Below are 14,478 nucleotides of genomic sequence, written 5' to 3'. Positions count from 1 at the left end.
TACCGCCGCTGCCGCTGCCGGTGCTGCCGCGTCCCTCCGGGGCGCCCGTGCCGCCGGTGTCTTCCGCGCCGCCACCGAAGGCCCCCCTGACCAGCGACGACGTCAGCAGGACCGCCAGTGCCCCGCCCGCCGCCGCGGCGATCAGCAGCGGCCGGCCCCGGCGGCGGCTCGGCGGCCGGTACGACGGAGCCGCGGGGGAGCCCGGTGCGAACGGCGGCGGCGGAGGCGCCGACGGGGGCGGCGGCACCCGCCCCGGCGGCGGGACCGCGCCCGCCGCGCCGGCCACCCCCGACGGGCCCCGCACCAGCGCCAGCGACCCGGCCGCGCCCGCCGACCGGCGCTGCGGCCGGGGCAGTCCCCGGCCGTGCAGTTCGCGGTCGACCCGCTCGTGGATCTCGTCCAGGGTGAGCGGGTCCGGCGCGGCCAGGGCGCCCAGCAGCGCACCGGTGAAAGCCGTGTAGGCCGCCCCAACGGGCGCGTGCGCGGGGGCAGTTCCCGTGGTGGACGTCAGGGTGTAGGTTCCGGTCAGGTCGAGCTGGCCGACGGCCAGGTTGGTCGGCTCGGCCATCGCGGAGACCGCTCTGCCCGAGAAGCAGCAGTCGACGAGCAGCACCCGGGCCTTCGCCCGGGCCTCGCCCACATGTCGCTTGACCAGATCGATCGGGACGGCGGAGAAGCCGACCTGGTCGAGGTCGGTATGGACCAGCCCGAGGTGCAGCAGCCCGGCATCGTCCAGCACACCGTGGCCCGCGTAATAGACCAGCAGCAGGTCGTCCGCCTCGCGCACCGCCCAGGCCAGCGCCGCGCCGACGGCCGACGCGTCGGTGGGGTCCGCCACCACCCGGCAGTGCTCCGGAGCCAGCAGGCCCCGGTCGGGGTGGGTGAGCGCGGCCCACAGCGCCTGGAGGTTGGCCGCGACCGAGGGGATGCCGGGAAGATCGGCGCTGGTGAAGCGGCTGGTCCCGATCAGTACGGCGCGGCTGGCGGCCCCGCGCGGAATCCATCGCCCGGCACTCGTCCCCCGCATCATGCCCTCCCCTTGGCAGACGTTGCCGCCATCCTGGCACGGCGAACGCGGCGGTCGGCACGATTCCGGCGGCCGGGTCCGGGCGGCCCGCCGGAACCCAACGCCCCTGCGCGGAGCGGCGGTTCAGTCCCCGGCCGGCACCGGGCCGTCCGGCACCGCGAACTCGCACCACAGCGCCTTGCCGGACCCGCGCGGCTCGGCGCCCCACCGGTCCGCCAGCGCCTCGACCAGCAGCAGCCCGCGCCCGGAGGTCGCGGTCTCGCCCGGCCTGCGCCGCCGCGGCCATTGGCTGGAGCGGTCCTCGACCTCCAGCCGGATACAGGGCGGGGTGCCGGGCAGCAGCTCCACGGAGACCCGGGCGCCGCTCTCGGTGTGGGTCAGGGCGTTGGCGATCAGCTCGGAGGCGGCGACCTCGACGTTGTGGGTGAGCTCGCCCGCGCGCCACTGGTCCAGCGTGCGGCGCAGCGCCGAGCGGACCTCCGCGGTACCCGCCGGATCGGCCTGGTGCACATGGAGCCGCAGCCGGGGCGTCGCGGCCTCCCCCGGGACGGCGTGCCGGTGCAGCAGCAGGAGGGCCATGTCGTCGTCCGAGCCGGGCTCGGCCCACAGGTGCGCGGAGAGCTGGTCGGCCAGCGCGTCCAGCTCGCCGGGGCCGGCGCGGACCGCGGCGGAGAGCGCGTCGATGCCGTCCGAGATGTCCCGGCCGGGCTGCTCGACGAGGCCGTCGGTGCACAGCAGCAGCGTCGAACCGGGCTCCAGGAACACCTGGGTCTCCGGGAAGTGGTCCTGCCCGAAGCCGGTGGCCAGCCCCAGCGGCAGCCCGCCGCGGATCTCGGGCCAGTCGATGTGCCGGGAGCTGTTGCAGATCAGCGGGCCGAGGTGGCCGGCGCGGGCGATGTGCAGCGCCCCCGATTCCAGGTCGGCCTGGACGTAGGTGCAGGTCGCGAAGCGCTCGGTCTCCAGCTCGGCCAGGAAGCGGGAGGCGCGCACCAGCACCGTCTCCGGTGTGTGCCCCTCGCTGGCGTAGGCGCGCAGCGCGATCCGCAACTGGCCCATCACCGCCGCCGCGTGCGTGTCATGGCCCTGGACGTCCCCGACCACCAGCCCGATCCGCTCCTGCGGCAGGGCGATCACGTCGTACCAGTCGCCGCCGACGTCGCGCCCCACGCTCGCCGGGTGGTAGCGGACGGTGACCTCGCCGCCGGCGATGGGCGGCAGCCGGCGCGGCAGCATCGCCGCCTGGAGCCCGGTGGCGAACTCCCGCTCCTGGTCGAAGAGGGTCGCCCGCTGCACCGACTGCGCCACCACACCGGCCAGCGCCAGCGCCAGGTTCCGGGCCTCCGGCGACTGCACCGCGGGCTCGTGGTTGAACAGCCCCAGCGCCCCGATCACGGTGTCCTGGGCGACCAGCGGCAGGAACGCCGAGCTGCCGGTCGGCATCAGGTCGACGTACGGGCGCAGCCGTGGATAGCGGGCGATCAGCTCGCCGCGGGTGCCGAGGAAGCCGGGCCGGCGGGAGCGCGCCGCGTCGGACAGCGGAAGGGTGTCGTCCAGCCGCGAGTTCATCATGTCGTCGGGGACCTCGCCGGCCATCCCGGCGGCGGCGATGACCTCGAACCGCCCGTTCCTGACCAGGCCGAGCACCAGCCCGTCGGCGCCGAACCGCCGGGCGCCGCCGGGGCCGGTCAGCACCCGCGTCACATCCGCCACCGACAGCGCGCGGGCCAGCGCGGCCGTGGTCTGCTGCACCATCACCGTCTGCCGCTGCCGCTCCTGCTGGAGCGAGCGCAGCAGCGCGGAGTCGGCCAGCTCGCTGGTCGCCTCCCGGACGATGCCGATGACCCGGTACGCCACGCCGTCCCTGTTGCGCAGGATCCGCCCCTGGGAGTGCGTCCAGCGCCGGGTCCCGTCGCGGCACTGGACCCGGAAGTACGCGCCGTACGACGCGTTGCCGTCCTGGAGGGCCTGGGAGAGCGCCGCGTCCAGCCGGGTGCCCTCCTCGGGCGGCACCCGGGAGATCAGGGACATCGGTCCGCCGTCGTACTCGCCCGGCCGCAGGTCGAAGACCTCCATCGCTCCGGCGTCCAGATCCATGAACCCGGTGTCCAGGTCCCAGTCGAAGGTGCCCATGCGGTTGAGCGCCAGCCGCTCGCGCAGGGCGATGGGCTCGTGGTCGGACACCCCGGGCACGTCCTCCTCGACCCGGGGCGGGTTCCGGTCGGCACGGGGGTCATAGCCCTCCGTGGAGGGATCGGGGGGCCGCTGGGCCATGCGAACACCTTAGGCGGGGCCCTGGGGCCCCGCATTCCCGCTTCCGTCACACACCGTAGCGGCGGTACCGCGCCTCGGGCGGCAACGCCGCCACCCGCCTCAGGCGGGCGCCACGGCCCGCGCCACGGCCCGCACCCCGCCCCGACCGGCTCGTCCTGCCGCGGGGCGCCGGGCCGGTCCTGGACCGATGATGCACTGGTGGACGTACGGAGATCAGCGGGCGGCGGCCGGGCGGTGCGCCAACCGCCGGAGCGTACGGCCGAGTTGGCGGACGTAGCAGTGCTGGAACACCGGGACCAGCGGGCCCGCGAGCCGGGTGAACCACCGGGCCGGGCGGCTGAACGCGGTGACCGTGAACCACACCGAGCCGTCCGCCCGCCGCTCGACGACGAACGCCTCCTCGCCGCACTCCGGATGCCCCTCCCGGGTCCCGTACGCGAAGCCGATCCGGTCCGCGTCGGCCACCGCCCACACCACCCGGCAGGGGCCGGTCACCCGCAGCGGCCCGATGCCCACCGAGACGTCGACCGGCACGCCCGGTGCGGCCCGCGGGGCGCCCGCTCTGATCCGGGTGCCCGCGGCACGGTGCATCCGGAAGCCGGTGACCGCCGCACCGGCCGCGTCGAACACCGCCCGGCCGTGCCCGAGCGGCAGCGCCACGCGCAGATGGTGGTAGCCGGCGGGCAGCGGATCGTGCCGGGTGCCGCCCTGCTCCGGATAGGTGAGATCGGCGGGGCCGAGGTCGTCCGTGCTCATCGCCCGTCGTCCGCCTCGCCGTGCCGTCCGGCGCCCGCCGCGAACCGCGCCGCGCCCTTGAGCCCGTCCGCCAGCACGGCCTGTCCGTAACGGAGTTCGGCCGCCATCGCGTCCCGCTCGGGCTGCTCCTCCTGGTCCAGCAGGGACGCCCGGTCGCTGCGCAGGCACGCCTGCGGGAGGCGGGCGAGCTCCGCGGCCAGCCGCTCCGCCTCGGTACGGGCCGCGCCGGCCGGCACCAGCCGGTGCACCAGCCCGATGTCCAGCGCCTCCACGGCCGGCACCGCGCGCCCCGTCAGCACCAGGTCCATCGCCCGGCTCGCGCCGATCAGCCGGGGCAGCCGCACCGTACCGCCGTCGATCAGCGGCACCCCCCACCGCCGGCAGAACACCCCGAAGACCGCGTCCTCCTCCGCCACCCGCAGATCGCACCAGAGCGCCAGCTCCAGCCCGCCGGCCACCGCGTGACCGGCGACCGCCGCGATCACCGGCTTGCTCAGCCGCATCCGGGTCGGCCCCATCGGGCCGTCGCCGTCCGGAGCCACGCGATTGCCGCGCCCGGTGCCGACCGCCTTGAGGTCGGCACCGGAGCAGAACGTGCCGCCCTCGCCCCACAGCACCGCGACGCGCGCACCGTCATCGGCCTCGAACGCGCGGAATGCGTCGGCGAGTTGCCGCGCCGTCGTGCCGTCCACCGCGTTGCGGACCGCGGGCCGGGACAGCACCACCGTCGTCACCGGACCCGCGCGCTCCACCCGTACGGACATCAGGCGCCGTCCCCGCCGGTCCGGGCCCGCCCCAGCACCGCCGCCAGATCGGCGCCGGCCGGCAGTGTGCCGAACGCATGGCCCCACTCGCCGCCCAGCCGCGAGGCGCAGAACGCGTCGGCCACCGCCGGATGGCTGTGCCGCACCAGCAGCGACCCCTGGAGGACCAGTGCCATCCGCTCCGCCAGCGAACGCGCCGTCAGCTGCGCCCGCTCCGGATCGGTGAGCCCGCCGAGCATCGTGCGCAGCCCGGCCGCCGCCGCGTCCAGTCGCCGGTCGGCGCCCGCCGCGGCGTCCACCTCCGCGAAGTACGCGTCCAGCGCCGCGGGTTCGCGGCCCAGCGCGCGCAGCACATCGAGCGCGGCGACGTTCCCCGAGCCCTCCCAGATCGACAGCAGCGGCGCTTCCCGGTACAGCCGCGGCATGCCCGACTCCTCGACGTACCCGTTGCCGCCCAGGCACTCCAGCGCCTCCGCGGCATGCGTGCTGCCCCGCTTGCACACCCAGTACTTCCCGGCCGCCAGCGCCAGCCGGCGCAGCGCCGCCTCCTGCTCGTCCCCGGCCTGCGACCGGTCCACCGCGGCGGCCAGCCGCATCGCCAGCACCGTCGCCGCCTCCGACTCGACGGCCAGGTCGGCGAGGACCGCGCGCATCAGCGGCTGCCGGTCCAGCTCCCGCCCGAACGCCCGGCGGTGGGCGGTGTGGTGCAGCGCCTGCCGCAGCCCCGCCCGCATTCCGGCCGCCGAACCGAGCACGCAGTCCAGCCGCGTCATGTTCACCATCTCGACGATGGTCCGCACCCCGCGGCCCGGTTCGCCCACCGGCCAGGCGACCGCCTCCTCGTACTCGATCTCCGACGAGGCGTTGGAGCGGTTGCCCAGCTTGTCCTTGAGCCGCATCAGCCGCATGCCGTTGCGGCTGCCGTCCGGCAGGACCCGCGGCAGCAGGAAGCAGCTCAGCCCCTCCTCGGTCTGCGCCAGCGCCAGGAACACATCGCTCATCGGGGCCGAGGTGAACCACTTGTGGCCGGTGATCCGGTAGGTGCCGTCGCCGGCCGGCACCGCGCGGGTGGTGTTGGTCCGCACATCGGAGCCGCCCTGCTTCTCCGTCATCGACATCCCGGCGATCAGCCCCCGCTTGGTCAGCGGTGCGCGCAGCCCGAAGTCGTACGTCCGGGAGGCGAGCAACGGCTCGTACTGCGCGGCGAGTTGCGGCGCGGCACGGAGCGCGGGGACCGCGGCGTAGGTCATCGAGACCGGGCAGCCGTGGCCCGGCTCGGCCTGCGACCACACATAGAACTTGGCGGCGCGCACCAGGTGCGCGCCGGGGCGGTCGTCGGCCCAGGGCGCGGCGTGCAGACCGTTCGCCACGGCGGCGGTCATCAGCTGGTGCCAGGCCGGATGGAACTCGACCTCGTCGACCCGGTGCCCGTACCGGTCGTGGGTGCGCAGCCGGGGCGGCTGCTCCTCCGCCCAGCGCGCCTGGTCCTGCACCGCGGCCGAGCCGGCCAGCGCGCCGAGTTCGACCACCTCGCGCTCGCCCCATGCGGCGCCCTCCCGGCGCAGCGCCTCCAGCAGGGCCGGCTCGTCCGCCGCACTGAAGTCGAGGAGCGGCGGGGCCTGATTCGTTACGTCATGGGTGACGGTCATGGCACTGACGTTACAGATTTCGCACAGCCGCGGGAAGTGTGTAAGGCCGTGGCCGGTGCCATATGGGGCCGACCGGCCGCTGGCTAGACTTCGCGGCACCTATGAACGACGACCCCCTCGCGCTGCGGCCGTTGACCGCCCGCTCCATCGTGCTGAGCACCCTCCTCGGTCACCATCCGCCCCGGCTCCCGGCGCGCGCCCTGGTACGGGTCGGGGAGCTCTTCGGCATCGCCGAGGGCACGGTCCGGGTCGCGCTCTCGCGGATGGTCGCGGCCGGCGACCTCCGGCAGCGGGCGGGTTCGTATGCACTCACCGCCCGGCTGCTGGCGCGCCAGGCCCGGCAGGACGAGAGCCGGTCGCCGCGCACCCGGCCGTGGCACGGGGAGTGGGAGATCGCCGTGGTCGCCACGGCGGAGCGCCGGCCGGCCGCCGAACGCACCGCGCTGCGGCAGGCCATGGCGGCGCTGCGGCTGGCCGAACTGCGGGCCGGGAGCTGGCTGCGCCCCGCCAACCTCGACCGGCCCCGCCCGGCCGTCGTCACCGCGCAGTGCACCTGGTTCACCGGTGCCCCCGACGGCGATCCGGCAACACTGGCCCGCGGGCTGTGGGACCTGGACGGCTGGGCGGCACGGGCGCAGGCGCTGCAGGCGGCGCTGGACCGGGCGACAACCCCCGCCGAACGCTTCACCGTCTCGGCCGCGGTGCTCCGGCATCTGCTCACCGACCCCCTGCTGCCGCAACCCCTGTTGCCGGAGGGGTGGCCGGGGTCCGAACTCCGGTCGCGCTACGACGCGTTCGAGGCCGAACTGCGGGATCTGCTGCGGCAATACCTGGCGCCCGACGGCGAGGGGTGAGCTTGCCCGGCGCACGTGCCACCCCCTTGGCACAGCACTCGCCGCCCCCTTCGTACGGCGGGTCGGCACGGCCGAGGGGCGCACGGGCGGCGCTGTGACGCGTAGCGACGCGGAGCGTGATGGCGCGGGCGGGGGCGCGCGGGGCCGAGCGGCCGTCGGCCCTCGGGTGCGCCGGGCAGGTTTGCGCCGTCCAGCGGTCCGCCGGCCCGGGTACGGCCTGCCAACTCCTGAGCAAACATCGGTGGTTGCACCGGACCGGCGGTCCGTGCGCGGTGTGTGCAGCCCCCGCCGCGCATATGCACCGAGGCCGGCGGATGCGCTCGGCGCGATCGCTCCGAGTCGAACGGGTGTGTGAAATTTCCGGGTCCCGGGACCTCGGGGCGCGAGGGGTGCGCCCCTACCCGCCGGGTCCGTGCGCCATGCGGAGGATTCCGTCCCCCTTCCGACGGTGAGGGGGCAGGCCGGCCGGTGAAGGCGCCACCGCGCGCTCTCCCCATGCGAACTCCGGCCGTGGTTGTCTCTTACTCGTCAAATTCACGACGCCGCGAAGAAACCGCAAGAACAGCCGAAAACCCAGAACTCGCCGAACTCGCTGAAATCTCTGAAATGCCGACGCGAGTGAAATCTCGATACGTACGGAACAAGTGACGGGAGAGCAGGCACATGGAAATTTCGCAGGTATCGGAATCGAAGGTATCGGACAACCGGGAAAGGGAAGCGGGCGAACGGAGTGAACTGCTGCGCGGCCGGGGGGCCCGGGGGGTCACCGCCGCCGCCGTCCTGCTGGCGGCCGGCGCCCTCAACCTGACCGCCGAGGAGCCCGCCGAGGCCGTCAGCGCCTCGCACTGGGACCGCCTCGCCAGGTGCGAGAGCGGCGGCAACTGGCGCATCGAGACCGGGAACGGGTTCTCCGGCGGCCTCCAGTTCACCCACGCGACCTGGCACTCCTACGGCGGTGGGGCCTACGCGTCCCGGGCGTCGCGGGCGACCAGGGCGCAGCAGATCCAGGTCGCCGAGCGGGTGCTGGCCCGGCAGGGCTGGGGTGCCTGGCCGGCCTGCTCGGCCTCGCTCGGACTCAGCGGCATGGCCCGCGGCAGCGCGCCGCACACCCTGCCGAAGCCCCAGAAGGCCCAGCCGCACCGCAATCGAATTCACCGTCCGCAGTCCCCGCAAAAGCCCTACAAGAAGGAGCGTCACCGGTCGGTCGGCGGATCCGTAGTCGTCAATTTCGGCGATACGCTGAGCGGCATCGCGGCCCTCCACGGAAAGCCCTGGCAAGAACTCTACCGGCAGAACCGCCAGGTGATCGGAGAGGACCCGAACCTCATTTATCCGGGCATCCGGCTGCACGTCGGAATTTCCGTCACCGGCTGACCGGAAGCTGAACTCGATCGGCTTCGGATAATCGGCCGAGTGAATTCAGCAGCGTGAATTCCAGGGCCTTCCGGAGTGTGTGCATGAGGGAATGCAGGCCGTCCGTGGCGCCGCGGACGGCCTGCCCGCGTGCGGATCCTCGGCTCCGCCGGACCCGCCGCCGGATCTCGTACGCGGCCAACACCACCGCCGGCGTCAGCAATCCCAGCCGGAACTGCGCGCGACTGTCCGGCAGAAAGGCCGTCGCCCCGATCACCCCCGCCATCAGCCCGACGACCACCCGGCTCAGCCACGGGAACAGCCATATCGTCAGCGTCAGCCGCTCCGGTACGTCGCGCTCCAGCCGGCACGGCATCCGAACCTGTGCGACGGCGATCGACAGATGGACGAACAGGGCAATGGCGTCACAGGAGTTGATCAGGAATCGAAAGACGACATCGGGCGGAACCCAGGCTGCGATCACCGACAGACAGGCGACCGAGGCCCCGGCCGGCAGCGCCCGGCGGGGCACCCGCTCGCACGCGGCCGGGTGGATCCGCGCGGCGCGTCCCCGTTGTCCTGCGGGCCTGTTGCCGCAGTGTGGCGACCCGGCCGGCCCAGCAGACCGGGCCCGGCCCCGTACCGGCCCTCACAGCGGTAGTACGCACACCGGCACCGGCGCCGCGAACGGCGGGCCCGCGGCGGCCAGCGCCCCGGTCCGTGCGTCCACCGCGAACACCGTCACCGACCCCGACTTCTGGTTCGCCGCGAACAGCCACCGCTCGTCCGGCGAGAACGCGATCTGCCGCGGGAAGTCGCCGCCCACCGGCACCGTGTCCAGCAGCCGCAGCCGGGCCCCGCCCGCCTCCACCGCGTACCGGGTGAGGCTGTTGTGGCCGCGGTTGGCGAGAAAGGCGAACCGGCCGCCGCGGGTGACCAGGATCTGCGCCGGATAGCTGACGCCCGGACCGGTCCCGGTGGACTGCGGCGCCCCGGGCACCAGCCGCCCGCTGCGCCGGTCGTAGCCGCAGACCACCACGGTGTTGTCCACCTCGTTGGCCAGATAGGCCCAGGCGCCGGAGGGATGGAAGGTCAGATGCCGCGGCCCGGCGCCCGGCCGCAGCGCCGCCTGCGACACCGGGGCCAGCGTCCCGGCCCGTTCGTCCAGCCGGTAGGTGTAGACGGTGTCGTTCCCCAGATCGACCGCCAGCACATGGCGGCCGTCCGGCGCGGTGATGATCTGGTGGGCGTGCGGCCCGGTCTGCCCGGGGCCGGGCGGCGGACTGGAGTGGACGACCAGGTCCGTCCGCTCGCCCAGCGCGCCGCTGCGCCCGTCGATCGGATGGACCGCCACGCTGCCGGACAGGTAGTTGGCGCTGAGCAGCCAGCGACCGCGGGGGTGCACCGACAGATGGCACGGCCCGGCCCCGCCGGTCGGCCGGCTGCCCAGCACCACCGGCAGGCCGCCGGTGCCCCACGGCAGCGCCAGCGCGGTGACCCCGCCGGCCTGCTGCTCGTCGACCGCGTAGAGCGTCCGGCCGGACGGCGCGAGCGCCAGATACGACGGGTCGGCGACGCCCGGTACGACGCCGGTGGCGGTGAGCGCGCCGGTGGCCGGGTCGTAGGCGCCCAGCCCGACGCCGGTGCCGCCGCCGGGGGTGGAGGTGTACGTCCCCAGGAACAGCGGCCGGGCGCGCCGCGGTGCCCGCGCGGCGGCGGGGTCCCCGGCCGCGAGAGCCGCCGCCCCGGCCAGTCCCGCCGTGACCGCCGTCACGAACCGCCGTCGGCCGAGCCCGCCCCGGGCCGCTGCCGCCGCTTCGCCCATCACCACACCTCCGGTGCCGGTGCTGCCAGGGTGGCCCGCGCCCCACAGCCCCGCAAGAGGACGTCACTTGACGCATCATCAGCAAACGGGACCCCGACGGCCCCCTACATCCCGATGATGACCGGCACCCCCGCCCGTAGCACTCCAGTCGTACATCACAACCCATACGCGGACGGATTCGCCGGCCCCCTGCCGCCTCGTAGTTTCGTGATCAAGGCAAACGAATGATCGAGAGGCCAGGGATCGATGTACGGCAAGGCTTTCGCTCCGGAGTACCAGGGCGAACTGGGCTCGGCACTGAGCGTGAACTCCTCGTACGAGGAGGTGCTGGAAACGGCGAATCTGGCGCTCGCCGACGCGGACTCCGCGCTGGCGCGGGCCCGCGCCCAGCTCGCGGTCGCCGAGGCCAACCGGCGGCTGGGGCGGGTGGACGCGGCGGGCAGCGCCTGGCGGGCGAGCTACCGCAGTGCCCGTGACACCGGCGACCCGGCCGCCATGGCGTGGGCGCTGTGGAGCGGCGGCACCCTGGCCCGCCAGTGCGGCACCCTGCCGCTCGCCCGCCGGCTGCTCGGCCACGCCGTCACGCTGGCCGCCGACAGCGGCGACCGGCTCGCCCACGGCTACGCGCTCGCCGGCCTCGCCGAGACCGGCCGCATCCAGGGCGACTACGCCGCGGTCGCCGAGCTCCACGAGCAGCTGCTCGAACAGGGCCGGGCGCACGGCGAGGCCCGGCACATGGTCTGGGCGATGTCCGGCATCGCCCAGATGCACCGCAACACCGGCGACTACGAAAAGGCCCTGGAGCTGTTCGAGGAGTCCGCCCGGATCGCCACCGAGGCCGATGACGCCCGCGGCCGGGCCTGGTCGCTGCGCGGCATAGCCGACGTGCTGTCCGTCCGCGGCGAGCCGGACCGCGCACTGGCCCTGCTGTCCGAGGCGGAGACCATCTGCCGCACCATGGACCTGGCCAGCGCGCTCGCCTACAACCACAAGATGCGCGGCAACGTCCTCTACCGCGCCGGCCGTTACGCCGACGCCCGCGACACCTACGCCCTCGCGCTACGGGAGTTCACCGAGATGCACGAGCCGCGCGGCGAGGCGCTCTCCCGGCTGGGCCTGGCCAAGTCCCGCGCCCACCTGGGCCGCGACCGCGCCGGGACCCTCGCCGAACTCGACGTGCTGGAAAGCGAGTTCGGCCGCATCGGGCTGCAACACGCACGCGAGATGGTCATCGCCTTCCGAGCAGAGCTGACCGCGACACCGGTGCCAGGAACTCCCGCTCCGCGGTCCGGTGCCACCACTCTCCGGACTCCCGCAGTTCCCGCCAGGTCGTGAAGCGGTAGCGGAAGACCCGGGCCCGCACCCGCGCCGGCGGCAGATCGGGGAACGGATTGCCGCGCAGCAGCCGCAGGGTGTCCCGGTCGTTCTCCAGCAGCCGCGCCACGAACGGCAGGAACCACGACCGTGCATAGGCCGGCGACAGTGCCGCGAACCACATCAGCCAGTCCAGCCGCAGGTGGTACGGGGCGAACTGGCGCGGCAGGTGCGACGGCTCGCCGGGCTTGCCGTGGAACTCGTACGCCTTCCAGACCGTGTCCGGCCCGCTCACCGCGTCCTCGGTGCCCTCGACGACGATCTCCCGGCGCACCCGGGTGATGCTGCCGAACGCGCCGTAGGAGTTGACCAGATGCAGCGGCTCGTACGAGGTGTTCATCAGCTGCTCCCGAGCCAGCAGGTTGCGGGCCGGACGGTAGCTGAGCCCGATGACGCCCGCCGCGGCGGCGACGACCAGCACCTCGAACCACACGGGCGGCGCACCCGGCGACGGCGGCGGACCGGCCCACAGCGGGGCGGCGGCCGACAGGGCGAGCGCGATGGTGACCCAGTTCAGCCAGGCGAAGTTGCCGGACAGCACCAGCCACAGCTGGGTGGCGGCCATTCCGAGTGCCGCCCACCCGGCCACCGGCTGCGGAGTGAACAGCAGTACCGGAAGGACGAGTTGGGCCACATGATTGGCGCCTGTCTCGACCCGGTGCAGCGGCTTCGGCAGCCGGTGGAAGAACCAGCTCAGCGGCCCCGGCATCGGCTGGGTCTCATGGTGGTAGTAGAGGCACGTCAGATCGCGCCAGCAGCGGTCGCCGCGCATCTTGATCAGCCCGGCCCCGAACTCCACCCGGAACAGCAGCCAGCGCAGCAGCCACATGATCAGCACCGGGGGAGCGGTATCGGCGTTGCCGAGGAAGACCGCCAGCGCCCCCGCCTCCAGCAGCAGCGTCTCCCAGCCGAAGCCGTACCAGGTCTGCCCGACGTTGACGACGGACAGATACATCGCCCACAGCACCGCCCACATGACCATCGCCGCCCACAGCGGTACCGCGTCCGCCGCCCCCGCGGCCACCCCCGCCGCGAGCACCGCGCCGCCCCACACCCAGGCCGCGAAGAACCCGTCCGAGTAGTGCAGCTGGAAGACGGACGGCGAGACCCGGAACGGCACCCGCGCCACGAAGTCGGGGATCGGCAGCATCCCGCGTGCCCCCAGCAGTGCCCGGAACTGCCGGGCCGCCGCGACGAACGCCACGAGATAGAGCGCCGCCAGCATCCGCTGGAACACCAGCCGCCCGAGCCATGAACCAGGATCCGAGAACCATTGCACGCGCCCATGGGTAGCACTGCCGCCACCGGCGCGGGACGCGGCGCGCGGAACGGCGGCCCCCGCGAAGCGCACTGCCTTCCCACCCTACGGAAGCGGACGGACCCGGCAACCCGGCCGTCCCGGCGGGCCCGCGGACTGCCATTCGGGTGAGTGACGCACCGTATACCTCGACCCTGTGCCCTTGTCGCACACGGGGGCGGTTTTTCCCCGTTCCCAGTGACATGCCTTTATCGCCGGAAAAAGTCGAGCGGGTCACGAGGGGCGTCGATATTCTGGAGGGCGACGGACGACCCTTCTGGGAGACGCCAACACCATTGGCCCGTCGCGGGAACGCCATCAACCCCGGCCGACCTCCCGGTCTCTGAACAAGGCGCCACCGCGTCGGAACCAATACCTCGATGAAGGAGTGCGTGGTGGCTTTGCACAAGGCTCAGAACAAGCAGCCCCGGTTGAAGCAGGGCGAGCGCCCTGGCCGTATCAAGGAAGTCCGCAACCTTGAAGCCTGGGATCGCTGCGCTCCGGTGCGTCTCGCCGGCTACGAGGAGGATCCCGTCGAACCGAACATCTTCCGCGGTATCGACTGACCGCGATCCGCGGCGCTCGCCGCTCCGCCGGCCCTGGCCCCTTCCGGGTCAGGGCCGGCGGCCGAGCAGGCACAGCAGCCGGGTCAGATCGTCCGCGCCCGCCGGCGGCTCGACCGGGGCGGCGAACAGTCCGGAACCTTCCAGCGCCTCGGCATACGGCTCCACTTCGCGCAGCGCCGCCTTCGCCAGATGGTCCGGCAGCCGCTCGTCGGCGCCGATCGCGCGGGAGAGATCCCAGGTGTGCACCACGGCGTCGGCGGTCATCTGCGAGCAGTACGCGTCGGCCGGTGCCGTGCCGTACGAGAGGTGGACCGAGCGGTGCAGCGCGCCCGGCTCGGCGAACGCCGCCATGGCCGCGGTCGACGCCCGGTCCCAGACCCCGACCGGGTCCTCGCCGAGCTGGTCACCGTCGAAATCCGGGCCCACCTCGGCGATGGTGGCACCGTCCCGCACCAGGCGCGGCACCCACAGCTGCTCGGCGGCGAGGTGGTTCACCAGATCGAACACCGACCACTCCGTGCACGGCGTGGGCGCCTCCCACTGGTCCTCCTGGATGGCATGGACCCGGGACCCGAAGAGCTTCAGCGCCTCGCCGTGGGTGCGCAGGACCTCGTTGTTGTTCATGGTCCCTGAGGATAGGAGGGTGCGGCCCACGTTGCCGTTTTTCCCGCCGCGGGGGAGCGGGTGGGCTTTTCCCGCCTTCGGCGGGAGCAGAGGGGTTGGTGGGCGGGGGACGCCTTGT

Annotated in this window: 13 protein-coding genes; 4 read left to right on the top strand and 9 right to left on the bottom strand. The window is 73.9% G+C overall.

Translation table 11 applies throughout. The features are described from left to right. From IEZ17_RS06645 to IEZ17_RS06625, 5 genes are all read right to left on the bottom strand, one after another. On the bottom strand, positions 1 to 1,030 hold a 1,030-nt coding region (locus IEZ17_RS06645; protein ID WP_189297370.1), incomplete at its 3' end, for a caspase, EACC1-associated type. A gap of 120 nt (positions 1,031 to 1,150) precedes the next feature. Next, entirely contained in the window at positions 1,151 to 3,298 is a 2,148-nt protein-coding gene (locus tag IEZ17_RS06640) for a SpoIIE family protein phosphatase (RefSeq protein ID WP_189297368.1), read from the bottom strand. 213 nt (positions 3,299 to 3,511) lie between these two features. Next, positions 3,512 to 4,054: a DUF1990 domain-containing protein gene (locus IEZ17_RS06635; protein WP_189297366.1), complete on the bottom strand. Its 543-nt coding sequence runs from the start codon at positions 4,052 to 4,054 to the stop codon at positions 3,512 to 3,514. After that, entirely contained in the window at positions 4,051 to 4,818 is a 768-nt protein-coding gene (locus IEZ17_RS06630; protein ID WP_189297364.1) for a crotonase/enoyl-CoA hydratase family protein, read from the bottom strand. Before IEZ17_RS06630 ends, IEZ17_RS06635 begins: the two co-directional genes overlap by 4 nt. Then, positions 4,818 to 6,467 (bottom strand): acyl-CoA dehydrogenase family protein, encoded by a 1,650-nt coding sequence (locus IEZ17_RS06625; protein WP_189297362.1) that lies wholly within the window; start codon positions 6,465 to 6,467, stop codon positions 4,818 to 4,820. The genes IEZ17_RS06630 and IEZ17_RS06625 overlap by 1 nt, the downstream gene beginning before the upstream one ends. A 101-nt stretch (positions 6,468 to 6,568) precedes the next feature. Between IEZ17_RS06625 and IEZ17_RS06620 the strand changes: the two genes are divergently transcribed. Then, on the top strand, positions 6,569 to 7,321 hold the full coding sequence (locus IEZ17_RS06620; protein WP_189297360.1) for a PaaX family transcriptional regulator C-terminal domain-containing protein: 753 nt from the start codon (positions 6,569 to 6,571) through the stop codon (positions 7,319 to 7,321). A 663-nt stretch (positions 7,322 to 7,984) separates the two neighbouring features. Beyond that, entirely contained in the window at positions 7,985 to 8,695 is a 711-nt protein-coding gene (locus IEZ17_RS44135) for a LysM peptidoglycan-binding domain-containing protein (RefSeq protein ID WP_189297358.1), read from the top strand. Here the strand turns inward: IEZ17_RS44135 and IEZ17_RS06610 are convergent. Together IEZ17_RS06610 and IEZ17_RS06605 are read right to left on the bottom strand one after the other, a co-directional pair. Then, entirely contained in the window at positions 8,685 to 9,158 is a 474-nt protein-coding gene (locus tag IEZ17_RS06610; protein ID WP_229851959.1) for a hypothetical protein, read from the bottom strand. The two genes, IEZ17_RS44135 and IEZ17_RS06610, sit on opposite strands and share 11 nt — an antisense overlap. A gap of 165 nt (positions 9,159 to 9,323) precedes the next feature. Continuing rightward, positions 9,324 to 10,499, bottom strand: a complete 1,176-nt coding sequence (locus IEZ17_RS06605; protein WP_189297356.1) for a lactonase family protein — start codon at positions 10,497 to 10,499, stop codon at positions 9,324 to 9,326. Between the two features lie 246 nt (positions 10,500 to 10,745). Here IEZ17_RS06605 and IEZ17_RS06600 point away from each other — a divergent pair, with 246 nt between their 5' ends. Continuing rightward, entirely contained in the window at positions 10,746 to 11,834 is a 1,089-nt protein-coding gene (locus tag IEZ17_RS06600) for a tetratricopeptide repeat protein (protein ID WP_189297354.1), read from the top strand. Here the strand turns inward: IEZ17_RS06600 and IEZ17_RS06595 are convergent. Continuing rightward, entirely contained in the window at positions 11,728 to 13,152 is a 1,425-nt protein-coding gene (locus IEZ17_RS06595; RefSeq protein WP_189297352.1) for a lipase maturation factor family protein, read from the bottom strand. The two genes, IEZ17_RS06600 and IEZ17_RS06595, sit on opposite strands and share 107 nt — an antisense overlap. A gap of 413 nt (positions 13,153 to 13,565) precedes the next feature. On the opposite strand from IEZ17_RS06595, the gene IEZ17_RS06590 reads away from it, so the two are divergent. Beyond that, a complete protein-coding gene (locus IEZ17_RS06590) occupies positions 13,566 to 13,736 on the top strand; it encodes a hypothetical protein (RefSeq protein WP_189297711.1) in 171 nt (56 codons plus the stop codon). Between the two features lie 48 nt (positions 13,737 to 13,784). Here the strand turns inward: IEZ17_RS06590 and IEZ17_RS06585 are convergent, their stop codons facing one another. Then, positions 13,785 to 14,360, bottom strand: a complete 576-nt coding sequence (locus tag IEZ17_RS06585) for a TIGR03086 family metal-binding protein (protein ID WP_189297350.1) — start codon at positions 14,358 to 14,360, stop codon at positions 13,785 to 13,787. Between the last annotated feature and the right edge of the window lie 118 nt (positions 14,361 to 14,478).

It is taken from the genome of Streptomyces albospinus (assembly GCF_014648695.1).
GTDB classification, from domain to species: domain Bacteria; phylum Actinomycetota; class Actinomycetes; order Streptomycetales; family Streptomycetaceae; genus Streptomyces; species Streptomyces albospinus.
Note: the sequence above shows the minus strand (reverse complement) of the source record. Positions and strands in the feature narration are given on the sequence as shown.